General features: G+C 47.9%; 19 protein-coding genes and 4 tRNA genes. 4 read left to right on the forward strand and 19 right to left on the reverse strand.

The window, feature by feature from the left end; translation table 11 throughout:
* Positions 1-2 precede the first annotated feature (2 nt).
* From V8Z93_RS06285 to V8Z93_RS06345, 13 genes are all read right to left on the reverse strand, one after another.
* On the reverse strand, positions 3-1,031 hold the full coding sequence (locus V8Z93_RS06285) for an FAD:protein FMN transferase (protein ID WP_439432713.1): 1,029 nt from the start codon (positions 1,029-1,031) through the stop codon (positions 3-5).
* A gap of 71 nt (positions 1,032-1,102) precedes the next feature.
* Positions 1,103-1,819 (reverse strand): DUF6048 family protein, encoded by a 717-nt coding sequence (locus V8Z93_RS06290; RefSeq protein WP_439432714.1) that lies wholly within the window; start codon positions 1,817-1,819, stop codon positions 1,103-1,105.
* Positions 1,770-2,255, reverse strand: coding sequence for a DUF6452 family protein (locus V8Z93_RS06295; RefSeq protein ID WP_203050872.1), 486 nt, complete (start codon positions 2,253-2,255; stop codon positions 1,770-1,772). Before V8Z93_RS06295 ends, V8Z93_RS06290 begins: the two co-directional genes overlap by 50 nt.
* Complete coding sequence (locus V8Z93_RS06300) at positions 2,243-3,214, reverse strand: glycosyltransferase family 2 protein (RefSeq protein WP_218412437.1); 972 nt, start codon at positions 3,212-3,214, stop codon at positions 2,243-2,245. The genes V8Z93_RS06295 and V8Z93_RS06300 overlap by 13 nt, the downstream gene beginning before the upstream one ends.
* 39 nt (positions 3,215-3,253) lie before the next feature.
* Complete coding sequence (locus V8Z93_RS06305) at positions 3,254-3,874, reverse strand: DUF4199 domain-containing protein (RefSeq protein WP_203040538.1); 621 nt, start codon at positions 3,872-3,874, stop codon at positions 3,254-3,256.
* A gap of 254 nt (positions 3,875-4,128) precedes the next feature.
* A tRNA-Thr gene (locus V8Z93_RS06310) sits at positions 4,129-4,202 on the reverse strand.
* Between the two features lie 311 nt (positions 4,203-4,513).
* The gene (locus tag V8Z93_RS06315; protein WP_203050873.1) at positions 4,514-7,096 is read right to left on the reverse strand and encodes an endonuclease MutS2; all 2,583 of its coding nucleotides are present in this window, start codon (positions 7,094-7,096) and stop codon (positions 4,514-4,516) included.
* Between the two features lie 29 nt (positions 7,097-7,125).
* Positions 7,126-7,764 carry a thiamine phosphate synthase gene (locus V8Z93_RS06320; protein WP_439432715.1) on the reverse strand — a complete coding sequence of 213 codons (639 nt, stop codon included), beginning with the start codon at positions 7,762-7,764 and terminating at the stop codon, positions 7,126-7,128.
* 21 nt (positions 7,765-7,785) lie between these two features.
* Positions 7,786-8,610 carry a bifunctional hydroxymethylpyrimidine kinase/phosphomethylpyrimidine kinase gene (thiD, locus tag V8Z93_RS06325; RefSeq protein WP_203050877.1) on the reverse strand — a complete coding sequence of 275 codons (825 nt, stop codon included), beginning with the start codon at positions 8,608-8,610 and terminating at the stop codon, positions 7,786-7,788.
* Positions 8,611-9,362: 752 nt separating this feature from the next.
* Complete coding sequence (locus V8Z93_RS06330; RefSeq protein ID WP_439432716.1) at positions 9,363-10,316, reverse strand: glycoside hydrolase family 5 protein; 954 nt, start codon at positions 10,314-10,316, stop codon at positions 9,363-9,365.
* Positions 10,317-10,572: 256 nt separating this feature from the next.
* A tRNA-Ser gene (locus V8Z93_RS06335) sits at positions 10,573-10,657 on the reverse strand.
* 186 nt (positions 10,658-10,843) lie between these two features.
* Positions 10,844-10,928 (reverse strand) — tRNA-Ser (locus V8Z93_RS06340).
* 337 nt (positions 10,929-11,265) lie between these two features.
* A complete protein-coding gene (locus tag V8Z93_RS06345; protein ID WP_439432717.1) occupies positions 11,266-12,147 on the reverse strand; it encodes an FAD-dependent thymidylate synthase in 882 nt (293 codons plus the stop codon).
* 113 nt (positions 12,148-12,260) lie between these two features.
* Between V8Z93_RS06345 and tsaA the strand changes: the two genes are divergently transcribed.
* The gene (gene tsaA / locus V8Z93_RS06350) at positions 12,261-12,941 is read left to right on the forward strand and encodes a tRNA (N6-threonylcarbamoyladenosine(37)-N6)-methyltransferase TrmO (RefSeq protein WP_439432718.1); all 681 of its coding nucleotides are present in this window, start codon (positions 12,261-12,263) and stop codon (positions 12,939-12,941) included.
* A 23-nt stretch (positions 12,942-12,964) separates the two neighbouring features.
* On the opposite strand, the gene V8Z93_RS06355 is transcribed toward tsaA, so the two are convergent.
* The 6 genes from V8Z93_RS06355 to sppA all read right to left on the reverse strand — a co-directional run bounded on the left by V8Z93_RS06355 (position 12,965) and on the right by sppA (position 19,633).
* Positions 12,965-14,368: a glycoside hydrolase family 28 protein gene (locus V8Z93_RS06355; protein ID WP_439432719.1), complete on the reverse strand. Its 1,404-nt coding sequence runs from the start codon at positions 14,366-14,368 to the stop codon at positions 12,965-12,967.
* 127 nt (positions 14,369-14,495) lie between these two features.
* Positions 14,496-14,568 (reverse strand) — tRNA-Phe (locus V8Z93_RS06360).
* 158 nt (positions 14,569-14,726) lie between these two features.
* Entirely contained in the window at positions 14,727-15,836 is a 1,110-nt protein-coding gene (gene thiL, locus V8Z93_RS06365; protein WP_439432720.1) for a thiamine-phosphate kinase, read from the reverse strand.
* A gap of 40 nt (positions 15,837-15,876) precedes the next feature.
* Positions 15,877-16,686: a purine-nucleoside phosphorylase gene (locus V8Z93_RS06370; RefSeq protein ID WP_439432721.1), complete on the reverse strand. Its 810-nt coding sequence runs from the start codon at positions 16,684-16,686 to the stop codon at positions 15,877-15,879.
* Complete coding sequence (gene lpxK, locus V8Z93_RS06375; RefSeq protein WP_439432722.1) at positions 16,571-17,794, reverse strand: tetraacyldisaccharide 4'-kinase; 1,224 nt, start codon at positions 17,792-17,794, stop codon at positions 16,571-16,573. Before lpxK ends, V8Z93_RS06370 begins: the two co-directional genes overlap by 116 nt.
* Before the next feature lie 51 nt (positions 17,795-17,845).
* Positions 17,846-19,633, reverse strand: a complete 1,788-nt coding sequence (gene sppA / locus V8Z93_RS06380) for a signal peptide peptidase SppA (protein ID WP_439432723.1) — start codon at positions 19,631-19,633, stop codon at positions 17,846-17,848.
* Positions 19,634-19,789: 156 nt separating this feature from the next.
* On the opposite strand from sppA, the gene axeA1 reads away from it, so the two are divergent.
* The 3 genes from axeA1 (at position 19,790) to groL (ending at position 23,361) form a co-directional block, all read left to right on the forward strand.
* Positions 19,790-21,259: an acetylxylan esterase AxeA1 gene (gene axeA1 / locus V8Z93_RS06385; RefSeq protein WP_439432724.1), complete on the forward strand. Its 1,470-nt coding sequence runs from the start codon at positions 19,790-19,792 to the stop codon at positions 21,257-21,259.
* Between the two features lie 156 nt (positions 21,260-21,415).
* The gene (locus tag V8Z93_RS06390) at positions 21,416-21,688 is read left to right on the forward strand and encodes a co-chaperone GroES (protein WP_117662833.1); all 273 of its coding nucleotides are present in this window, start codon (positions 21,416-21,418) and stop codon (positions 21,686-21,688) included.
* Between the two features lie 44 nt (positions 21,689-21,732).
* On the forward strand, positions 21,733-23,361 hold the full coding sequence (groL, locus tag V8Z93_RS06395; protein ID WP_439432725.1) for a chaperonin GroEL: 1,629 nt from the start codon (positions 21,733-21,735) through the stop codon (positions 23,359-23,361).
* The last annotated feature ends 142 nt before the right edge of the window (positions 23,362-23,503 follow it).

The raw sequence follows: 23,503 nt of genomic DNA on the forward strand, positions 1-23,503 counted from the left end.
CCTTATTTTGAATTTTGAGGTTCTAATATTTTCTTCAGGGATGGCGAATACCAGATTCTGTTATTGCCTTTGTGGTCTGCATAAATCAGATAAGCGCAGATTTCCGGATGTTTCTCCAGCACCTTCTTCGCCCCGTCCAATCCCATTACCATGAAAGAAGTGGCATAGGCATCGGCTGTGGCACAGTCTTTGGCAAGAACTGTGGCCGACAGGATGTTGTGCTGCACAGGATAACCCGTCTTCGGATCGATGGTGTGCGCATATTTCTTGCCGTTCTTATAGTAGAAGTTGCGATAGTTGCCGCTGGTAGCCATGGCGATGTCGCTCACGTTAACCACTTCCTGCAATTCCTGGTTGGTATTGAGCGAGTCGTCGGTTGGCTTGTTGATGCCGATGCGCCAAGGCACCTGCTTCTCGCTGTTGCCGCTCACCACGATTTCGCCACCAATCTCCACCATGAAGTTCTGGATGCCTTTCTTCTTCAGGAATTTTGCCACCACGTCGGTGCCGTAACCTTTGGCAATGGCAGAGCAGTCGAGCATGGTCTTGGGATTCTCCTTGCTCACGAAGCCATCCTTCAGGGCAACCTTGTGGAAGCCTACGATGGCACGAAGACTGTCGATGGACTGCTTGGTAGGTGGATTGCCTGTCTTGAATCCGAATCCCCAGGCGTTGACCATCGGGGCAACGGTGATGTCGAAGGCTCCGTTGGTCTCGCCTGAAATCTTTTCGGCAAGTTGGAACACTTCCGTGAACATCTCGTTAACCTTCACCTTCTCGTTGCGGTTGACGCGGGAGATGATAGAGGTCTTGTTGAAGGGTGAAAGAGAGTTATCTACCTTCTGCAACTCCTCCTCAATCTCCTTCTGATAATCCGTGTCGCTCTGGTACGTGATGTGATAGATGGTGCCGAACACCATGCCCTCATCCTTTTGATAAGGGGTGTTGTGCTGCTGGCGTATCACGTAGATGCTGCCCAATATCAGAATCAGCAGAAAGGGTATCTGCCATATCAGTTTCTTATTTTTCATTTCTTTCTCTATCTTTCTCTATATAATAAGGTGACTTATATATGATAGGTGACTTATATATAATAGGTGACTTATATCTCCAGGGTAACGTTGAAGGTGCCGCCGAGTCGGGTGCCTCCCTGCTTGCCGAAGCCTGGCACATAGTAACTGTTGCCGATATTACCCTTCTTCTGGGTCAGCTTGCGCTTGTAGCGGAAACTCCAGCCCATGCGGACAGGTCCCCATATCTTGGCATCCACTCCGAACACGCCTTCCAGCCATTGGAAGTTGGCTGATACATCTTCTGCACCATAAGGAGCTTTGCCGCCCCAGACGGGATCATTTACCGGTGGTGCACTCACGTCATATTTAAACGATGTGAAGCCATATCGGAATCCTCCGAAGAGACGGTAGTCATCGTGCTTGTTCTTGAGCAGGTTCCAGTCCACACCGATACGAAAGTATGGGGCACTGGTCTTGTAATTAATCCTGGTACTTTCGTCGCTGGCATCTGCCTTGCCGTAACCCAACTCGAAGATAGGGTAGTACTTATCCTTCAGGTTGACGCGCAGCGATGCCTCATACTGACCATAGTCGCTCACCATCAACTGCACCGGACCGATGATATCTACGCCTACTGTCATGCCGCGAAACAGAGGGATGGTATCTTCGGTTACAGCATCCATCTTCTTCTGCTGATTCTGGGCATGGGCAGTAACCCCACCCATCAGCAGCAGGAATATCACTGCTGCGAGAACCTTAGTGGCGGTTGCCGAAATAGATATAGAAATGCGCTTTGGATGCATCATAATTTACCTCTTTTTTGTTGATGACTATCGAGTCGATGAAATTGCGCGTGGTCTGCACACCGGTGATGGTGTGGAAGAACGACGGACTGCAATCCACCGATTCGAAATGCGAAAAGTTCTCCTTCTTCACGGTCACGGTATCTTTCCATACCTTGTGGTCGCGGTTTCTGATTTCGAAGTAGAACACGTCCTCGGGCTGCTGGTAGCTCATGGGCAGGATGAAACTGTCTACGTTCACATCCCTGTTGATGAGTACGCTGTCCTGGCCTTCGGTCTTGGTGGTTGAGATGGTCATGGTGTCGGCGAGTGTGGTGACGTTGCCCATCAGCTTATATTTCGTATAAGTGGTGTTGTTGAGCGGGCAGTCGATGGATGAGCATCCAGCCACAATCATCATCGCCATCATGACGAGAACCATTGGTATTATTTTCCGCATCTTATTTCCTTTTCTATTTGATAATCGTTACGGTTTGGATTCTGGCGGCTGATGAGGTCGCCCAGGAATCCCGCCAGGAAGAACTGACTGCCCAGTACCATCGCAATGAGGGCGATGAAGAAGTAAGGCGAGTCGGTGATGAGATGACCGTATATGCCGTTGTGCAGGTCGATGATCTTGTCGATGCCGAGTCCGATGAGCGAGAGGAAGGCGATGAAGAACACCACGCTGCCCAGGAATCCGAATACGTGCATTGGTTTCTTGCCGAAGTTGCTGAGGAACCAGAGGGTCATCAGGTCGAGATAGCCGTTAACGAAGCGGTTCCAGCCCATGAACTTGGAGGTGCCGAACTTGCGTGCCTGGTGGTGTACCGGTTTTTCGCCAATCTTGGCGAATCCTGCGTTCTTGGCAAGATATGGAATGTAGCGGTGCATCTCGCCATATACCTCGATGTTCTTCACCACGTCGCGTCGATAGGCCTTCAGTCCGCAGTTGAAGTCGTGCAGGTTGTGAATGCCGCTCACCTTGCGTGCCGTGGCATTGAAGAGCTTGGTAGGGATGGTCTTGCTCAGCGGGTCACCCTGCTTGCGGTTCTGCTTGTAGCCTGATACCAGGTCGTAACCTTCCTTGGTAATCATCTGGTAGAGTCCCGGAATTTCATCCGGTGAATCCTGCAGGTCGGCGTCCATGGTGATGACCACGTCGCCCTGTGCCTCCTTGAATCCGCAGTAGAGTGCCGGGCTCTTGCCGTAGTTTCTGCGGAACTTGATACCCTTCACCTGCTCGTTCTTCTCGGCAAGTTCTTCTATAACGTCCCATGAACGGTCGGTAGAACCGTCGTTCACGAAGATAACCTCGTATGTGAAATCGTTGGCGTTCATCACTCGCTTGATCCAGGCGAAGAGTTCTGGCAACGATTCTTCCTCGTTGAAAAGAGGAACGATAACTGAAATATCCATTTTCTTATATTGATGTTATTGATATTTTCTTATTTGATGTTAATGCGATTGCTGTTTTGCAGTCTTCAGCTTCTTTGCCATGAGACCTGCGATGATAGGGCTCAGTACGGCTCCTGTCACCAGGTCGGTGATCATGAACATGGATGCCCACGCAATTGGCTTCATCATCGAGATGGCATCGAGGAGCATCTTTGATTCATCAGCCGTCAGCTGGTAGACCTGTGCCAATGTCTGATAGTTTTCCTGGAGCTGGCTCATGAACATGCCGGTGTCCATGAAGCGGAACCACAGGTATTGCGTGATGGTGAGCAAGAGGGTGGCATAGAAGAATGTCTGGATGCAATAGTACAGTCCGTGGCGGAAGGAGATGTGCCCGCCTCTCACCTGGTCGCGGAAGATTCTCAATCGCTTGGCCACGATGAAAGGGGTGGCAACGATGAGCAGGTTGGAAAGCAAGCCCAGGATGTGGTATTTGGGCTCCACAGCCAGCATGGTGCAAACAAAACTGATGACCCATACGGTGCCGAGGATGGTACCATCTTGACGGGCAAAAGCTTTGGTCTGTTTAATCTTGCCAGTATCGATGACGTAGATCTTCGGCTTCTGCTCCTGTCCGTTCATCTTCTTTTCTTCTTGATTCTCTTTATTATCTGTATTCATATTTTTATTTGTATTTTCTACTAATCTAATATTCAATTTGCAAAAATACAACTTTTTTATTATATAAGGTGTAAAGGGGGAGAATATTTATATATAATTAAAGATAGAACGCCCTGAATGACAGAAATATTTTTGTTTATTATGTCTTGGGGTGAGATTCTGCTCCTTGCAGGGAGATTCAACGCCTTGCTGTGACGAGGATGTAAAGGGATGAAAAACAAAAAAGGAACCTTCTGAAAGAAGATTCCTTTTTGAGCCTCTTGTCGGATTCGAACCAACGACCCCGAGATTACAAATCACGTGCTCTGGCCAACTGAGCTAAAGAGGCGGGTGGACAAGCGATTCATATCGCACCGCTACAACCAAGTACCCTTGCTATGTTCCCATCCTGGGGGATTCCGAGGGAGCTGGTCGTATGAGACTTGTCCGTCTCATATACTTGAAAGCGGTTAGTACTTTTAAGCGAGTGCAAAAGTACTGCTTTTTTCTGAACCTGCCAAATCTTTTGCCGAAAAAGTTTTGAAAGTTAACGTTTATTTAGAAAAAGGAGACGGAAATCTGCCTCCTTTTTCCTGTTTCACCTTATTATATAGGGGAAGAAGCAAATGAATTCTTCACTCTTCACTCTTCGTTTTTCACTTAAAAGTCCACAACCGTGATTCCTGCACCGCCAAACTGCACATGCTCATCGGCATAATGCGTAACATTCGGAACGCTGCTAAGATACTGGCGGATTAACTGGCGAAGAATACCATTGCCCTTTCCATGCAGAATTCTGACTCGTGGCATACCCACCAGGATGGCATCGTCAATGAAATACTGCACGGCATTCAGAGCCTCGTCACCACGCATGCCTCTTACGTCCAGATCCTGATGGAAGTTGGTCTTGTGGGCATCGATGGTCTTGCGGGTCTCCTTGCTGATGCCGTAAGATGCCAGATTCTCCTTGCGCTCCTCGGTCTTATCCACATTCTCCACGGTAGCCGTGGCGTGCTCCAGTCGGTTGAGTCGCATCTTGGTTCTCATGCCTCCGAAAACGGCTGTGGCTGTATCGCCACTGATGCTCTCCACCTTTCCGATGGTGGTCAGGCCCTTGATGCGCACGGTATCGCCCACCTGAATCTCGCGCTTGCTGTCAGCCTGCACCTTGTTCTGGGCATTGCGCAGGGCAGCCGCAGCCTTCTCCTGGTTCTCCTTCTTCTCAGCCTGTCGCTTGGCATGGCGCTCCTTGCGCTGCTGAATCTGGGCTATCTTCTTGGCTATCTTGTCATCCGATTCCTTGGTGTCAATCTCCTGAACCTCCTGCTTGAAGGCATCAAGCTCCTGACGGATGCGGCGGGTTTCCTCCTTCTCCGCCTGACTTTCTCGAATCTCTCGGATGGCATTCTCTATCTTCTTGTTGCTCTCCTTCAAGAGTTCGGCAGCCTCCTCCTTCGCCTTCTTGAGGATAGCCTTTCTGCTTCGCTCGATGTCCTCGATGTCGCTCTCATACTTGGAGATGGTTTTTTCCATATCCTTCTCGCGCTGATGGATATTCTGGCGCTTGTTCTCCCAGTATCGCTTGTCACGGACGATGTCTTGCAGATACTTGTCGCTCTGGATGTATTCTGAACCCACTATATCCGAAGCCTCCTTGATTACCTCTTCCGGCAAACCGATCTTTCTCGCAATTTCGATGGCGAAGGAAGAGCCTGGTCTGCCGATGGCAAGCTGGAAGAGTGCCTTCATCTCGTGGCGGTCGTAAAGCATCGCGCCGTTTACCACGCCCTCGTGACTATCAGCAAAATGCTTCAAGTTCTGATAGTGGGTGGTGATGACGCCGTAAGCCTGCTGCTTGCAGAACTTGTCGAGCACGGCCTCGGCGATGGCTCCACCGATGCCCGGTTCGGTACCGGTACCAAACTCATCTATCAGTATGATGGTGTCGCCATTGGCTGCCTTCATCATGTTCTTCATGTTCAGAAGATGGGAAGAGTAGGTACTCAGGTCGTTTTCCAGACTCTGCTCGTCGCCGATATCAATCATGATGTTCTGGAAGACACCCGTCTTCGAACGCTCGCTCACCGGGATACTCAATCCGCATTGTAGCATATACTGCAGCAAACCTACAGTCTTGAGGCACACCGACTTACCACCGGCGTTAGGACCCGAGATGATGAGGATGCGCTTGTCTTGCGTCAGGGTGATATCAAGCGGCACTACTTTTTCGTTTTTCTTCTGCAGGGATTGCTGGAGCAGTGGGTGGATGGCACGGATCCAGTCTACGTGTGGATGGTCGGCCACTTCCGGCTCTATCGCCTTGAACACATCGGCAATTTTCTGCTTCGCCTGAATCAGGTCGATGATGGCGAGGAAGCGGTAGCTCTCCAGGATTTCCTTGGAGAATGGGCGCACCTTGTTGGTGAAATCGGTGAGGATGCGGATAATCTCCTTTCTTTCCTCGCCTTCCAGCTCGCGCACCCGGTTGTTGGCTTCCACCACCTCGGTTGGTTCTATGAACACGGTCTTACCGGTGGCACTCTCGTCGTGAACGATACCCTTGATTCTTCGCTTCAGGGTAGGGATTACTGGGATAACCAGTCGGCCGTCGCGCAGGGTAGGGGTTACGTCTTTCTCTACCACGCCCTCGCTCTGGGCAGCTCGCAATATGCTGTATAGGGTGCGTGAAATGCTTCCTTCGGTCTTCGCCAGTTCTCGTCGAATCTGGAGGAGTTCGGGGGTAGCATTGTCTCGTATCTTACCGAATTTGTCGAGAATCTGGTCGATGCGCTGAATCAGTTGCGGGAAAGTCATCACGTCTTTTGAAAGACGGTGGAGGGCAGGATAGGGATATTTCTTTTCTCTGCGCCATCCGTCTTCCTGTTCGGCGTGTGCATCGTCTTCGTCGCTGTGGTTCAGAATCTTCACCATGCCGGCGATGGTGGCGAGCGACCGTCTCAGGTCAAACAGTTCGTCCTCTTCCAGGTGGGTATTTTCCACACGGATACGGAGGATGCTCTCTCTTACGTCATAGAAATATTGCAGGGGGAAGTCTTCCACTTCCTCCATCAGTCGTCGGAACTCACGCACCTGCATGAGCCACTCGTTCACCTGTTCTGCGTCGCTGCTGAAAGCCATCTTGTCCACCTGTTCCTTGCCGAGTGGCGATAGGCATCTTTCGCGCAGCATTTTTCGGATTTCGTTGAATCCTATCTTGTTTTCAAAATTATCTGGATAAATCATGGGTGCAAAATTACAACTATTTTGGCTAACTACCAAACATTTGAGCCTTTAAGTGTATTTTTTCGCGTAGCATGCGATAGGCATTTTCTTACGTTGGTAAGATATTCTGCCCAGTCGGCATCCTGTCGGCGGTTCCAGATGTCGCCCAGGAAGGCTGCGCCGCCGAAGTTCCAGACTCGCAGTTGTGGGATGAATTGCGGAATAACGCCACCTAGGGCAATCACCTTTTCGTTGATGATGCCGTTGTTGCCGGCATCCTCCAAATCCTTGTTTGAAAAGCAATGCTTGTAGCCTTTTTTGGAGATGCTATCGAAGATAGGACTGAGAAAAACGTAGCTGAAAACAGCTTCTTTCTGTGCCTCTGTTACCTCCTCGAAACTGTGGCAGGAGCGGGACAGACTTCCCTGGAAGCCATCTGGTACTTGATGGTTTCGGCGATTCAGATGGATGCCGTGGAGATGATATTTCCCGCAGAGCGAAAAGTGGTCGTGAACCACGATTCCCGGATACCATTTCGGGTTGATTTCCTGCAGCAGTCGTTCGCAGTCTGCGATGCAGGAATCAGGCTTGCGCAGATGCAGCAAGTCGAGTCCTGCCTCGAAGAGTTGGTTGATGTAGTTTGCCTCATTCTCTATGAAATCGGGCATGGTAATAACAATCCATTTCATGATTATTCAAAGAATAGGGCTTTATGATTTAAAGAACAGGGCCTTCGGGTCGTAGAAATGGTTCACGGGTCCGTGTCCTTCTCCAATCTTTACGTCTTTTCCGGCAAGGATGGCGCCCGAAAGATAGGTCTTAGCCATGGCAATGGCTGTATTCATATCCATTTCTCGGGTCAGGTAAGAGGTGATTGCCGAGGATAGGGTGCAGCCGGTGCCGTGAGTGTTTCGGGTATCAATGTTCATGCCGCGATAGCTGGTGATTAGCTTTCCGTCTCCGAAGAGATAGTCAATCTTTTCGTTTCCTTCGAAGTGTCCGCCCTTGATGAGTACGTATTTGCATCCCAGCTTACTGATGGCTGAAGCTGCGTTCTTGATATCTTCCACATTCTGAATCTTGATGCCGGCAAGAATCTCTGCTTCCGGAATGTTGGGGGTGAGCAGGGTGGCAAGCGGCAGCAGGTTGTGGATGAAGACATCGAGGGCATCCTCCTGCATCAGTCGGCATCCGCTGGTAGATACCATCACGGGGTCGATAACGAGATGCTGGAACTGGTCTTCGTATTTCTTGAGGGTTTCGGTGATGGCACGGATGGTATCGCAGTCGTTCACCATTCCTATCTTGATGGCATCGGGATGTATGTCATCCATCACTGCTTCAATCTGGCCCTTCACGATTTCCGGCTCTACATTCTGTATGCCATATACTCCCTTGGTGTTCTGCACGGTGATGGCTGTGATGGCCGAACTGGCATAAACGCCCAAGGCCGACATCGTCTTGATGTCTGCCTGAATGCCGGCTCCTCCGCAACTGTCGGATCCGGCAATAGTCAATGCTGTATAGTATTTCATATCTTCTTTATCTTTATCCTTTTTATCCTTGATTTACTTATTTATCTTTGATTATTCTTCTATTCCTTGATTCATCTAAAATCTGTTGGCAAAGATACGTTGTTTTTTTTGTAAACTCCAAATAATTGGGTGCCGAGTAGTTGCAATTGGGTAAAAATCCCGTTTTTTATGAGGTTTCCGTAACTTTTTTGATTGTTTTTCACTCTTATTTTAAAATTTTATTGTACTTTTGCAGGAGTATTTTTAAGAAAGGCTGGTATAATTCTAAGATAAGATGCATATAGATTCATTATTTCTACTGCAGTTTGCATGTTTCATATTCATGCTCTTCAATTCGTGTAGTGATATTGCCCAATTCGTTTAGTTTATTTTGGGCACTCGTTGCCCGTAAAATGGGCACTATGTGCCCGAAGCCTGGTCTCTCGATGCCCAGGCTTTGGTCTCTCGATGCCCAGGCTTTGTTCACTGAGTGCACACACCTTGTTCACAGAGTGCTCAGGTTTTGGTCATTGGTTATTCATTTGTTATTTTGACTTTTCCTGATGCATTTATGAGACTTTTATGATACTTCTATGATACATTTTTCGTGTTTTAAAGAGAAGTCTCATTAATGGTAATATTTTGTATATCAGTATTATATAGCGATTTTATTGACCAAAAATGAGACTTTGAGAGTTTTTTCTCAAAAAATAAAGTTACGTGTATAGAACTATCGTGCGTGATGTTTAGACATTCACGCTGCATGATAATTTCTATTGATTGTATCTTGTCAGCGCTTCCTTCACCATTTTGCCCCATGGCTTGATAAGGTCAGGAGTCCAATTACCGGTGGCTTTGGCGCGAGGAAGGAGCATGGAGCAGGTTTCGTCTTTGTCGCTTACCGACCAGTTTACCCAGCTCACCTTATACTTCTCCATCACATCAAGCCATTTCTGATATTCTTCAGGAGCCAGAGGACCATTGCCAGATGCCTCCATGCCAGCACACTCCGATACAAATACAGGAAGACCGCTCTTGACGGCTGCTTCCAACTTGTCGCGCAAATAATCCTTGTGGGTGGCAGCATAGAAATGAAGAGTGTACATTACATTGCTTACTCCCTCTATCGGACTCTGCGCCACGATGTCTATGTCCTGATCCCAATGAGGACAGCCCATCAGGATGATGTTGTCGGGATCATACTTTCTGATTTCTGAGATAATGGTCTTGGCATAGACCTTGAGATCTTCCCATTTGTCCTCAATAGGTTCGTTGTAGAGTTCGTAGAGAACGTTAGGATACTTGCCGTATTTCTGTGCCATCTTTCCAAAGAAAGCCTTGGCTTCCTCGGTGTGCATCTTGTGGGCATGCCAGTCGATGATAACGTAAGTGTCGTTCTTGATGGCTGCATCAACTACCTGGGTGATGCATTTCATGGCAAAATCAGGATTCTCCAGATAGTTGTCTTCTATCTGAATGCCCATGGCTGCACGAATAATGTTGGCATGCCAATCGTTAGCGAGCCACTTCACGGCTTGCTTGTTGTAAAATCGTGGCCAGATGTTGTGCCATCCCAGGCTTACGCCTCTCAATACTACAGGATTTCCACTTTGGTCGCACAATTGTGCACCTTTTACTTGCAGCTGTCCCCATTGCTTAACAGGGTTTGTTGCATACAATTGCGCCATGCAGAAGATGGCGACAATAATGGTCATTAGTTTTTTCATTATGTTTTATAAATGATTAATGTATAATTTGCCGATAATTCGGCTTTTATAGCTGCAAAGTTACAATTTTTATTCGAATTGACCAAATGAAATGATTAAAAGTTGTAAGAAGGAGAGAAAAACAAGAATGGATAAACAATTAAGAAGGAAGGATGGATAAATAAAGACGGATGGATAAATAAAGAAGAATGGATTGATACTAATGGCGGCTGTATAAATGAAAAAGCCTTCTGAAATTTCTTTCAGAAGGCTCTTGCGGAGAGAGAGGGATTCGAACCCCCGGTACCTCTCGGTACGACGGTTTTCAAGACCGTTGTAATCGACCACTCTACCATCTCTCCAAATTCGGTCGGATGACTATAGCTTGGTTTTCTTAAGCGGGTGCAAAGGTACGACTATTTTTTGATTCCACCAAATTTTTAGGGATTTTTTTTCGGAAAATTTTAGTTTTTGCTTTTTTATGATAAATAATCACGAAGGGGGGATAAAAGAAAAAGCCTTCTGAAATTTCTTTCAGAAGGCTCTTGCGGAGAGAGAGGGATTCGAACCCCCGGTACCTCTCGGTACGACGGTTTTCAAGACCGTTGTAATCGACCACTCTACCATCTCTCCAAATTCGGTCAGATGACTATAGCTTGGTTTTCTTAAGCGGGTGCAAAGGTACAACTATTTTTTGATTCCACCAAATTTTTAAGGAAGTTTTTTCGGAAAATGGTTGATTTTTGATGATTTTCATGGCGTAAACTCAGTAGAATGCTTGAAAATAGCTGTAAATTCTCGGATAAAGGCATAAAAAAAGGGCTACCGCCGTAGCCCCAACCTTGATAACCTTAAATCTAATACTATGAAAAACACAGTGCAAAAATACAAAATATATCCATTCGTCTTGTATAAAAAACAGAAAATCTGCATTTCTACTGCTATTTTTTACTTTTTTTAAATGTTATCCTTATGATTTCAGATAACCTTTCTTCTTGAATTCCTCCATCAATGGCAAGGCGAGAACCTTGGCATCGGGATGAGGAGCACCAGTGGTGCCTAAGGCACGCAGGTCGAAGAAATGCTTCCAGTCGCTGATAAAGGCAGTATGTACCAGCTCGGTGTTGCAATCTAATGGCAGGATGGCACGTGCCTCCTGTGGCTTGCAGCCTGCTTCAATCAGTTTCATGTAGGCATACTCGGCTGCCTGGTTGGCAAATATCCAGGTGTCGAGCTTGCTCCACTCCTGCGCTCTGCCTTCTGCTATGTCGGCACACATATCTTCCAGGCGGTAATCGCCTGGATCCTGAGAACCGTCGAACCCTGCTTCCTCTGCCCAGGTTGGGAGGTTGATGGTAATCTCGTTGTCGAACTTGTTCTTTGAGTAGTTGCAGTAGCGGGTGCTCTGCTCTGCCATCGAATTGGCGCGATGGCGGTTGTACTCTCGGGTGATGGCAATCTGAGTGGTGAAGTGCACGGTGATGCGGAGCTCGTGCTTTCCCTCTTCGTAATCGCTGATATACTTCAGGTCGTCCATTGCCTTGTTCTCTGCCAATACACGGAGATTGGTGGTGATGTAATCCTTGCCGTCGATGGTGTTGCAACGGGAGAACTTGTTGTGGATGTAGAGAGGGAGTTCGCCATGGTTGCAGACGAGATAGATGGTGCCATGCTCCAGCATGGCAAAGTGCTCGCTCTGAATCATGCGCTCCACAAAAGGCTTGGCAGAGTCTTCTGTGGTGTTATTTTCGCTCTTGTAGCATACTCTTCCGGCACGTTCTATCTGCTGATAGATACCGAGTTCTCCAGGATTCTGGAGCCATATCTCATATTCTGGTCTTTCTATTTTCATTGTATTGTTTTACTAATTTGGCTGCAAAGGTACATTATTTTATGCAGACGGCAAAATAATTAACTAGTTTTTGCGTACTTATAATAAGTTAATATATAAATAAGGTATATAGAATGGAAATAAAACCGATAGCAAGATTTCGATCGCCATTCAGCAGCAAGTTTGGTATTCCCAAGCAGGCTGGACTGGTGGCTGAGTTGGAAGGACAGATAGTTTTTGAACCGGAATATCGAAATCCTGATTTCCTGAGAGGAATGGAGGGATTCGACTTCTTGTGGCTGATATGGGAGTTTTCGGCAAACAGGCACAAGGCGAATAGTCCGGTGGTTCGCCCTCCTGTTTTGGGCGGCAATGAAAAAGTGGGAGTATTCGCTACCCGCAGTCCGTTTCGCCCGAACAACATCGGCTTGTCTTCCGTGAGAATCTCCCGGATAGAGTGGGAGACCGGCAAGGGACCGGTGGTTCATGTGAAGGGAGCCGATCTGATGGATGGCACACCTATCTATGATATCAAGCCTTATGTGGTTTATGCCGATTGTCATCCTGATGCCCGCAGTGGATTCGTGGATGATAGAAAATGGGCGAAACTTGATGTGGAGATATCGGAAGAAATGAAGGAATATCTGAAAGAACAAGGATTGACGGATGGTAAGATTGAAATTTTGAAGGAGGTTCTGGCTCAGGATCCTCGCCCTCATTATCAAAAAGACCCTCATAAGGTATATGGAATGCCTTATGAGGGTATGGATATTCACTTTTCTGTGAGCGATTATACGCTTACCGTGGTGAAGTAATTACTATAATAGTCTTCGCTGGCTTACTTGTTGAAAGTGGCGAAGTGGACATTGTCGAGCTTGATCTTGCAGGTTGCGTCGATGTCCTGTGCCTTCTTGTCGTAGAAGATGTATGTATTCTTGATGGTTATATCGTGAATCATACCTTCTGCGCCGTGGGCTACGATGCCATTCTTGCAGCCACGGACATAAACATCGCTGATGTGGATGTCCTGGAAGTTTGGCAAGTATTCCTGCTTTACTGGCTGGGTCTGCTGCTTGGCTCCCACGTGGTTGTCCCAATAGGTGGTTTCGAAGGTGATGGCATCACCTGTAATATCGGTCATGTAGATATGGTCGATATAGATATTCTCTGATGTTCCGCCTCGCTTTACGGCACTCTTGAATCGCAGACCGGCATCTGTGCCCTGGAAGGTGTTGTTGCGAACCAGGATATTCTTCATGCCGCCACTGAATTCACTGCCGATGACGAAACCTCCATGAGCGTGATAAACGGTGTTGTCCTGGATGTTGATGTTCTCGCAAGGACCGGCCTTGACACCTGCTGCTCCTGCACCACCCTTCATGCAGATACCGTCATCACCGGCATCAACGATGTTGTTGACGATAAGTACGTCCTTGCAGCTGGAGATGTCGATAGCGTCGCCATTCTGTGCATTCCAAGGACATTTCACGGTGATGCCGTCGATGACAACATTCTTGCATCGGGTAGGGATGAGGTGGAAACGAGGACTGTTGAGCAGGGTAACACCCTGAACGAGCACGTTCTCGCAATCGGTGAATCGGATCATGTGGTTGCGTACCTTCTCCTGTGCATCGATATTGTCTACTACATTAGGTGTATGCTTCAGGTTGAGCGGATACCAGATGTCACCCTTCTCGTTCAGAGTTCCACCCATCTGCTTGAATCGGTTCCATTCCACGTCGCTCACCTTGCTGCGCTTCACAGGGCGCCACCATTCACCATTGCCATCGATGGTTCCTTCTCCGGTAATGGAAATGTTCTTTCGCTTGCTGGCGTTGATGGCTGCAGTGGCGCGATCTTCCTTCTGTCCTGTCTTCTCGTCTATTTTGATCAGGTCGTTCTTATCTTCAGAGAATACGATGATGGCATTCTTCTCCAGATGAAGATCGATGTTATCTTTCAGGGAAATCAGACCGGTGAGATAGATGCCGGCAGGAACATTGAGGTGACCGCCGCCCATCTTGCTGAGCTTGCTGATAGCCTTGCTGAAAGCCTGGGTGTTCAGGGTCTGTCCGTCGCCATTTCCACCGAAGTCGAGAATGCTGACCTGGTTGTTCGGGATGGTTGGCAGGGTAGGCTGCGGCATGGCCACAGGCAAATTCTGATAATACTTGCTGTAATCGTTGGCAAAAGCCGTAGTCACGGCGAAGAATGCCAATAGAGAAACTAAAATCTTCTTCATAAGCTTTTTAAGTTTAGTTTGTTTATTATAATACTATTTAGAGATTGTAATACTTGTTTCCTCGGTTTATAAATACCAAAAAGGCGGCTCTAACCGAAGTTAGAAACCGCCTAAATGAAAGGAGGAGTGGTACCACCAGGAATCGAACCGGGGACACAAGGATTTTCAGTCCTTTGCTCTACCAACTGAGCTATGGCACCATTTTCTTTTGCGGTTGCAAAGGTACAATAATTTTTTAAATTGAGCAAGAGAAAACTAAATATTTTCTCTTGCTTAATGTATTTTAACTAAAAACGCCCCCGAAATGGGGTGAATCAGTCTTTCGATGGATTCCTTGAAGGGCTTCTGTTGCGCTAAGCTAATCTTTCAAAGGATTCCATCCCTGTGCCTTGAGCTCGAATTCCTGGCCATCGCGGGTGATGAGGAACTTGCCAAGGCTTTCCTTGGTGATGTAACCAATCTGCTTCACTCCTTCCATCGCCTCGATTTTCTCGTGGTCGCCGATAGGAACCGTGAAGAGAAGTTCGTAATCTTCGCCGCCATTCATCGCACAGGTGGTGAGGTTCATGTTGAATTCCTCTGCCTGTACGGCTGTCTGGTAGTCGATAGGAATATTCTTCTCATATACACGGCAACCGCAATGGCTCTGCTCGCAGATGTGCATCAGTTCGCTGCTGAGGCCGTCGCTGATATCCATCATGGCTGTTGGGCGGATACCGGCTTCTCTCAACTGAGCCATGATGTCGCCACGTGCTTCTGGCTGGAGCTGGCGCTGCAACAGGTATTCCTTTCCGGCAAAGTCGGGCTGGAAATTGCGCATCTCCTGCAAGTCCTTGTTGAGAGCGGCAAGCTTCTGGCTATCGCCGCTAGCCTTAGCCTCAGCCATCTTCTTGCGGATGTCTTCCACCTGTCCGTAATACACAGCCTTTTCGCGCTCCAGGAGCTGCAGACCCATGTAGGCTCCACCCAGGTCGCCGGATACGCAGATGAGGTCGGTTTCCCTGGCTCCGCTTCGATACACGATATCTTCCTTGGCAGCCTCACCGATGCAGGTGATGCTGATGGCAAGACCGGTGAGCGAAGAAGTGGTGTCGCCACCTACGATGTCAACTCCCCATTTATCGCATGCCATACGCAAACCCTTGTAGAAATCGTCGAGGTCTTCCACCTTGAAGCGCTTGCTCAGGGCAATGCTTACCACCATCTGGCGTGGTGTTCCGTTCATTGCGAAGATGTCGCTGATGTTGACCATGGCACTCTTGTAGCCCAAGTGCTGCATGTCGATATAGGTAAGGTCGAAGTGTACACCTTCCATGAGCATGTCGGTGGTCATGAGCACTTCCTTGTCTGGATAGTGCATCACCGCACAGTCGTCGCCCACACCATAGACGGTAGAGGCATTTTTGTTTTCATATCCCTTGGTGAGATGGTCGATGAGACCGAATTCACCTAACTTAGCTATATCCAAGATAATTTATAATTTATAGTTTATAGTTTATAGTTGACAATTATGATCTGCGAATCATCTCTCGCATAATCTCCGTCATCTTTGGCTGGGCAGCATTGGCTGCAATCTGCACTTCCTCATGGCTTACCTCAACTGGTACGTCGAAGCCACCGAGGTCGGTGATGATGCTGATGCCGAATACCTTGATGCCGCAGTGGCGGGCCACGATAACCTCTGGCACAGTGCTCATACCTACGGCGTCGCCACCGAGGATGCGATACATGCGATATTCGGCAGGAGTCTCGAAGGTTGGACCCTGTACTCCTACATATACACCATGCTTGACATTGATACCTTTCTCCTTGGCAATCTCATCGGCGAGATTGCGGAGCTGCTTGTCGTATGCCTCGTGCATGTCTGGGAAGCGAGGACCGGTAGGGAAGTTCTTGCCACGCAATGGATGCTCTGGGAAGAAATTGATGTGGTCGTCGATGACCATCAGGTCGCCAATCTCGAAATCCGGGTTCATTCCGCCAGAAGCGTTGCTTACGAAGAGGGTCTCGATGCCCAACTCGTACATTACACGTTCTGGGAAGGTAACCTCCTTCATGCTGTATCCCTCGTAGAAATGGAAGCGGCCTTCCATGGCCATGATATCCTTGCCACCCAACTTGCCGAAAATCAGCTTGCCGGCATGACCTTCTACTGTGGAAACTGGGAAGTTTGGTATCTCACTATATGGAAACTCGTAACTATCAGTTATTTCTGAAGCTAATTGTCCTAGGCCTGTTCCCAGAATGATGGCAGTCTTCGGACTTGTGGTCATCCTTTCTTTTAGCCAGGATGCTGTTTCTTGAATTTTTTCGTACATAGCTAATAATTTTTTCGTTAAAGTTATTTTGTTGATCAAGCATGAAGCTTACCTTGATAGGCAGTTCGTACATGCTCTTTTTCACACTCTCGTAGAGTCCTTCTGAGTCTCTCAGTCTCACGGCATCCTTTTCTGTAGTGATGATGATGCGAGGTTGAGGCATCGCCTCGAAGGTTTCGTTGATGCGATCGATGTCCTTGCTCTTGAAGTGATGGTGATCGCCGAAGGATAGTGACTGCATATCCTTGACCATCGGCTTGAGATCGTGCTCCATCTGCTTAGGCGATGCAATGCCCGTCAGGAGAAGTACGTGATAATCTTTCAATCCTGCCAGATTTGGGTCGATGATTTCTTCCTCTTCTGTAGTCTCGATTTTCTGGGTAGGCAGCAGCTCTCCCGTAAAAACTCCCTTAGGTGTATCGTAGTCGATGCACGTGAAGTAGAGTTTCTGGAAAGGGTAGAGGTTCATTGCCTTGGTGAGCACGCGGAATTCCATCGGCTTCAGATCCTTTGGACATTTCGTGATGATGACGATGTCGGCTCGGTTCTTTCCGCTCAGAGGTTCGCGCAGTCTTCCTGCCGGGAGCATCTTGTCGTAGATGATGAGTCGGTGGTAATCTACCAGCAGGATGTTGATGCCCGGTTTTACGTAGCGATGCTGGAACGCATCATCGAGCAATACCACATCAACGTCTTTGGTAGCTTCATCACACTGCAGGTTGTTGATACCTCTTACTCTTTTTGCATCTACTGCCACATAGATGTCGGGGAATTTCTGGTGCATTTGGAATGGCTCGTCGCCAATCTCAGGCATTTCCGTATTTTCGTCGGCAAGTACATAGCCGTGGCTCTTGCGTTTGTAGCCACGAGAAAGCACGGCAATTTTTCCCTTGTCGTGTAATAATCTGATGAGATACTCCACATGCGGAGTCTTTCCTGATCCGCCCACGGTGATATTGCCCACCGAGATGACGGGGATAGAGAAAGCCCGGCTTTTCTTCAATCCGATATCGAAGAGCCAGTTGCGGAATCTCACGATGCCACCATATATCCAACTGAGTGGTAGCAGCCAATCGTTGATCTTGATAAGATCGCCTTCTGTTCTCATTTCACTCTCTCCTTTATTTCTTATACCTTATTATATATATACACACACACACTATTGGATGTTCAGTACGAATGGCATGGCTGCCTGTACTGGTTCCTTTTCCTTCATGTTGCGAATCAGCATGAATGGTTTGTAGAGGTCGCCCAATGTAAGGCGCAACTGCTCGTCGAGATAGTTGCCGCTATTGTCTGATACTTCTTTCAGCAAAAGGGTGGTCCAATCTTCAGGTAAAGGATATTCCACCATGCCATAGTCTGATACCTTGGCTAGTTGGGCTGCCTTGGCTACGGCGTCGTTCAGGCTGCCGAAGCCATCAATCAGCTTGATGTTCTTGGCATCTGTTCCCAGCCAGACGCGTCCCTGCGCAATCTTCTCCACTTCGTCCACCTTCATCTTTCTGCCATCAGCCACACGCTGGCGGAAGAGGGCATAGCCACGGTTCACATAGGCTTGCAGGTTGGCAAGCTCGTCGGCACTCCAAGGACGGGAATATCCGGCTCCTGTATAGCCGCTGTTGCGGTTGGTCTTTACTTCGTCGTACTTGAAGCCCAACTTCTTGGTCATCAGTTCGCTGAAGTCTGGCAGGGCACCAAAGATACCGATGCTTCCCGTCAGGGTGGTAGGCTGTGCCATGATGTAGCTGGCACCCATGCTCATATAGTAAGCGCCTGATGCAGCCATGCCTCCCATGGAAACAACAACTGGCTTTTTCTTGTTGAGCTGACTTACGGCACGCCAAATCTGTTCGGAAGCATAAGCATCTCCACCACCCGAATTGATGCGGAGAACCACTGCCTTCACGCTCTTGTCATTACCCAAATCCTCCAGGTCTTTGATGACATCGGTGCTCACAATCTGCTGTTCGTTGCCGTAGATGCTAGGAATAGCTGTGCTTACGATGCTTCCCTGGCAGTAATAAACGGCAACCTGGTCGCCCATCAGACTGCTGTCGTCGATAGCTGCGTTCACATCATTCATAGATGCCTGGCGAATCTTCTCGTCTTCTTTCAGTCCGAGCTGTTTCTTCACCACATTTTTAATCTCGTCATAATAGCAGAATCCATCCACCATCTTGCGTGATTTCAGCTGTCTGGTATCGTCAAACACCATCAGTCCGTCGGCATAGTGATTCAGGGAATCCTTGTCGATGCCACGGCTCTGGCTTACATCGGCGAGTACTTTCTTCCAGAGTCCGCTGATGTATCGGGTTACCTGCTCACGGTTGGCGTCGCTCATCTTATCCTCGGTATATGTTTCTGTGAAGCTCTTGTATTTGCCCACCTTTACCACGGTGAAGTGAACGCCAAACTTGGCTGCCACATCTTTTATATATTGTGACTGTGAAGCGATGCCATGCCAGTCGATATGTCCCTCTGGGTTTACATACACCTTGCTGGCGATGGAAGCGAGGTAGTAGGCACCCTGTGAGTAGCTGTCTCCATAGGCGATGATCCACTTGCCGCTTTTCTTGAAGTCGGCCAATGCTTCACGTATCTCCTGTAGAGTGGCGTAATCAGTGGCAAGATCACCTGTTTCCAGGTAGATGCCCTTGATCTTATCTTCGTTCTTAGCCTTTTTGATGGCTGAGAGAATATTGTTCATACCTAGGTTGTTGAACTTGTCGTCGCCTGTAAGTTGTCCCAACCAGTTGTCTTCTGCTCTATCGTCGATTTGACCTTGCAGTTTCAGTACCATCACAGAGTTGTCAGCCAATGAAGGCTTGCTGCTGCCATTGAGCACCATGCCCATCAGACAGATGAATCCTAGGATCATCATGATGATTCCTGAGGCGAAAATACCAATGATGGTAGCTGCTACGTTTTTGAAAAACTGCTTCATAATTCTAATAGTTTTGTATTTTTCTGCAAATTTAGTAAAAAAGAAGCAAACTGCAAAGGGTTTTGAACAAAATAACCGAAAATTGGCGAAAATATAACATTGTATTAACGAAAAAATGCGTAACTTTGCACTCGTAACTTAAAAATTAAATACGTAATGAAAAGATTTTTAGCTTTGTCATTGGTGGCTTGTGCCTCCTTGACGATGTTTGCGCAATCAACAGCGCGCAAGTTCGTACTTAAGAATAGTGCGGATGGTAAGAGTGAACTCACCTGCTATCTGCCACAGAACCCTAGTGGTCGTGCTGTGGTAGACTGTCCTGGAGGCGGATATTCTCATCTCGCTATGGAACATGAGGGACATCAGTGGGCTGAGTATTTCAACAAGCAGGGCATCGCCTACTTCGTTCTGAAGTATCGCATGCCGAAGGGCGACCGCAATATCCCGCTCGGTGATGCCTACCAGGCGATGCGTACCGTGAGAGACAGTGCTGCCGTATGGCATATTAATAAGGAGGATGTGGGTATCATGGGCTTCTCGGCTGGCGGCCATCTGGCTTCTTCGGTAAGTACCCATGCTGAATATGATGTACGTCCTAACTTCTCCATCCTCTTCTATCCTGTGATTTCGATGGATGAGCGCATTACCCACAAGGGCTCCTGCGTCAACTTCCTGGGTGAGGAACGCAAGACCAATCCTCAGCTGGTGAAGGAATGGTCTAACGACAAGGCTGTCCGTCGCCATCTCACTCCTCGTGCCATCATCCTGATGTCGAGTGATGATGAGGTGGTTCCACCGGTAACCAATGGTGTGGCTTATTATTCTGCGATGAGAAACGAGGGCAACGAGTGTACCATGCATGTTTATCCAACCTGCGGTCATGGCTGGGGCTTCCGTGATGCTGCCCATGGATTTCCTTATCATGAGCAGATGCTGAACGACCTTACCTGTTGGCTCAACGGTTTCAAGGCTCCAAAGGAGGATGCCATCCGTGTGGCTTGCATTGGTAATTCCATCACTGATGGCTTTGGCATAGGAATGGCTCCGGTTAAAGGATATCCTGCTCAGTTGCAGAAAAAGTTGGGTGATAACTATGAGGTGAAGAACTTCGGTGTTTCTGCCCGTACAATGATGAACAAGGGCGATCTGCCTTATATGAACGAGTTGGCTTGGAGAGATGCCAAGGCTTTCAACCCTAACGTAGTAGTCGTCAAGTTGGGAACCAACGATACCAAGACCCATAACTGGGCGAAGGGAGCAGAGGAATATAAGCAGAGCATGCAGGCGATGATTGATACCTTGAAGGCGTTGCCAAGCAAGCCTAAGATCTATCTCTGTTCTCCGATTCCTGCCTTGAAGGATTCCTGGACCATCAATGACAGTATCATTGTGAATGGTGAAATGCCTGTTATACAGAAACTTGCCAAAAAGAATAAGTGCAGTTTCGTGGATTTGCACACTGCTTTCACTTTTGCAGACATGATGCAGCGTGATGGCATTCATCCTACAGCCAAGGGTGCCGGTAAGATTGCAGATATTATCTACACGGCATTGACTACTCCGGAGAAGGAGTTGAAGGCGGCAGCCAAGAAGTCTGCCAAGAAAAAGAGTGCTAAGAAAAAGTAATCTTGACAAGGTTGTCAGTATAAATACGTGCCAAAGTGTCAGTCTTGATGCTTTGGCACGTTTTTCGTATAGGGCGTGGGTGTTGAGAGTGCATGCCACCATTGGCTACGCTAGAGACAAAAGATAAGAATAATAACATTTTAAAAATATAGAATCATGAACATTAAACCATTAGCAGACAGAGTGCTGGTACTTCCTGCACCAGCTGAAGAAAAAGTAGGTGGAATCATTATCCCTGATACAGCCAAGGAGAAGCCACAGCGCGGTAAGGTAGTTGCTACCGGCAAGGGTACCAAGGATGAGGAGATGATTCTCAAGGAAGGTGATACTGTTCTCTACGGTAAGTATGCTGGTACTGAACTTGAGTTTGATGGTACTAAGTATATGATGATGCGTCAGAGCGACGTACTCGCTGTAGTGGAGGAGTAATTGATAATTAATAGTTAACAGTTAATAGTTAATAGAATAAGAAAATGGCTAAGGATATTAAATATAATATGGATGCCCGCGACCTCTTGAAGAAGGGTGTTGATCAGTTGGCAAATGCAGTAAAGGTAACTCTCGGTCCTAAGGGCCGTAACGTGGTAATCGAAAAGAAGTTTGGTGCTCCTCAGATTACTAAGGATGGTGTTACCGTAGCTAAGGAAGTAGAGTTGGAGAATAAGTTTGAGAATACTGGTGCTCAGCTTGTAAAGAGCGTTGCCAGCAAAACTGGTGATGATGCCGGTGATGGTACAACAACTGCTACTATCCTGACTCAGGCTATCGTAACAGAGGGCTTGAAGAACGTTACTGCAGGTGCTAACCCAATGGATTTGAAGCGTGGTATCGACAAGGCTGTAGCTGCTGTCGTTGCCTTCATCAAGGATCATGCTGAGCAGGTAGATGACAACTACGATAAGATTGAGCAGGTGGCTACAGTTTCTGCCAACAACGATGCAGAGATTGGTAAACTCTTGGCTGACGCTATGCGTAAGGTTTCCAAGGATGGTGTGATCACTATCGAGGAGAGCAAGAGCCGTGACACCAACATCGGTGTTGTTGAGGGTATGCAGTTTGATCGTGGTTACTTGAGCGGTTACTTCATGACAGACGCAGACAAGATGGAGTGTGTAATGGATAATCCATATATCCTTCTTTACGATAAGAAGATTTCTAACCTGAAGGAGTTCTTGCCAATCCTTCAGCCAGCTGCCGAGAGCGGTCGTCCATTGTTGGTTATCGCTGAGGACGTTGATTCAGAGGCATTGACTACATTGGTAGTTAACCGTTTGCGTGGCGGTTTGAAGATCTGTGCCGTGAAGGCTCCTGGCTTCGGCGACCGTCGCAAGGCTATGCTGGAGGATATCGCAGTGTTGACTGGCGGTGTTGTTATCTCTGAGGAGAAGGGCTTGAAGTTGGAGCAGGCTACTTTGGATATGCTGGGTTCTGCAGACAAGGTAACTGTTACCAAGGACAATACAACTATCGTTAACGGTCATGGCGAGAAGGCTAACATTCAGGATCGTGTAGCCCAGATTAAGAACGAGATTGAGAATACCAAGTCTTCTTACGACAAGGAGAAACTTCAGGAGCGTTTGGCTAAGCTTGCCGGTGGCGTAGCTGTCCTCTATGTAGGTGCCAACTCTGAGGTTGAGATGAAGGAGAAGAAGGATCGTGTTGACGATGCTCTCTGCGCTACCCGTGCAGCTATCGAGGAAGGTATCGTAGCTGGTGGTGGTACCACTTATATCCGTGCTCTCGAGGCATTGAAGGATATGAAGGGTGACAACGCTGATGAGACAACAGGTATCCGCATTGTAGAGCGTGCCATCGAGGAGCCTTTGCGCCAGATTGTTGCCAATGCCGGTGGCGAGGGATCTGTAGTTGTTAATAAGGTACGCGAGGGCGAGGGTGACTTCGGTTATAATGCCCGCAAGGATGTTTACGAGGATATGCGCCAGGCTGGTATCGTAGACCCTGCCAAGGTAGAGCGTGTAGCTTTGGAGAACGCTGCTTCTATTGCTGGTTTGTTCCTGACTACAGAGTGCGTATTGGTTGACAAACCAGAGCCAGCTCCTGCAGCACCAGCTGCTGCTCCAGGCATGGGCGGCATGATGTAATCTTGCAGAATATGGTAGATAATTCTACAGATTCGTGCAAACAAAGCATATTGTAAAGGTGCGGTTTTGCAAACTATAAATAACAAATAGGGGTGATTCTCAACGAATTATCCCTATTTTTGTGTTTAATTTGTTTATAAGC

The sequence above is a fragment of the Segatella copri genome (assembly GCF_051861805.1).
Lineage (GTDB): Bacteria > Bacteroidota > Bacteroidia > Bacteroidales > Bacteroidaceae > Prevotella > Prevotella copri_M.

Excerpts from the sequence above, each read along its gene's own strand:
- V8Z93_RS06295 (WP_203050872.1), bottom strand. The coding sequence starts at position 2,255 with ATGCGGAAAATAATACCAATGGTTCTCGTCATGATGGCGATGATGATT.
- V8Z93_RS06320 (WP_439432715.1), bottom strand. The coding sequence starts at position 7,764 with ATGAAATGGATTGTTATTACCATGCCCGATTTCATAGAGAATGAGGCA.
- V8Z93_RS06315 (WP_203050873.1), bottom strand. The coding sequence starts at position 7,096 with ATGATTTATCCAGATAATTTTGAAAACAAGATAGGATTCAACGAAATC.
- V8Z93_RS06345 (WP_439432717.1), bottom strand. The coding sequence starts at position 12,147 with ATGAAAATAGAAAGACCAGAATATGAGATATGGCTCCAGAATCCTGGA.
- V8Z93_RS06390 (WP_117662833.1), top strand. The coding sequence starts at position 21,416 with ATGAACATTAAACCATTAGCAGACAGAGTGCTGGTACTTCCTGCACCA.
- groL (WP_439432725.1), top strand. The coding sequence starts at position 21,733 with ATGGCTAAGGATATTAAATATAATATGGATGCCCGCGACCTCTTGAAG.
- V8Z93_RS06290 (WP_439432714.1), bottom strand. The coding sequence starts at position 1,819 with ATGATGCATCCAAAGCGCATTTCTATATCTATTTCGGCAACCGCCACT.
- V8Z93_RS06300 (WP_218412437.1), bottom strand. The coding sequence starts at position 3,214 with ATGGATATTTCAGTTATCGTTCCTCTTTTCAACGAGGAAGAATCGTTG.
- sppA (WP_439432723.1), bottom strand. The coding sequence starts at position 19,633 with ATGAAGCAGTTTTTCAAAAACGTAGCAGCTACCATCATTGGTATTTTC.
- tsaA (WP_439432718.1), top strand. The coding sequence starts at position 12,261 with ATGGAAATAAAACCGATAGCAAGATTTCGATCGCCATTCAGCAGCAAG.
- axeA1 (WP_439432724.1), top strand. The coding sequence starts at position 19,790 with ATGAAAAGATTTTTAGCTTTGTCATTGGTGGCTTGTGCCTCCTTGACG.
- V8Z93_RS06355 (WP_439432719.1), bottom strand. The coding sequence starts at position 14,368 with ATGAAGAAGATTTTAGTTTCTCTATTGGCATTCTTCGCCGTGACTACG.
- V8Z93_RS06370 (WP_439432721.1), bottom strand. The coding sequence starts at position 16,686 with ATGTACGAAAAAATTCAAGAAACAGCATCCTGGCTAAAAGAAAGGATG.
- thiD (WP_203050877.1), bottom strand. The coding sequence starts at position 8,610 with ATGAAATACTATACAGCATTGACTATTGCCGGATCCGACAGTTGCGGA.
- V8Z93_RS06285 (WP_439432713.1), bottom strand. The coding sequence starts at position 1,031 with ATGAAAAATAAGAAACTGATATGGCAGATACCCTTTCTGCTGATTCTG.
- V8Z93_RS06330 (WP_439432716.1), bottom strand. The coding sequence starts at position 10,316 with ATGAAAAAACTAATGACCATTATTGTCGCCATCTTCTGCATGGCGCAA.
- lpxK (WP_439432722.1), bottom strand. The coding sequence starts at position 17,794 with ATGAGAACAGAAGGCGATCTTATCAAGATCAACGATTGGCTGCTACCA.
- V8Z93_RS06305 (WP_203040538.1), bottom strand. The coding sequence starts at position 3,874 with ATGAATACAGATAATAAAGAGAATCAAGAAGAAAAGAAGATGAACGGA.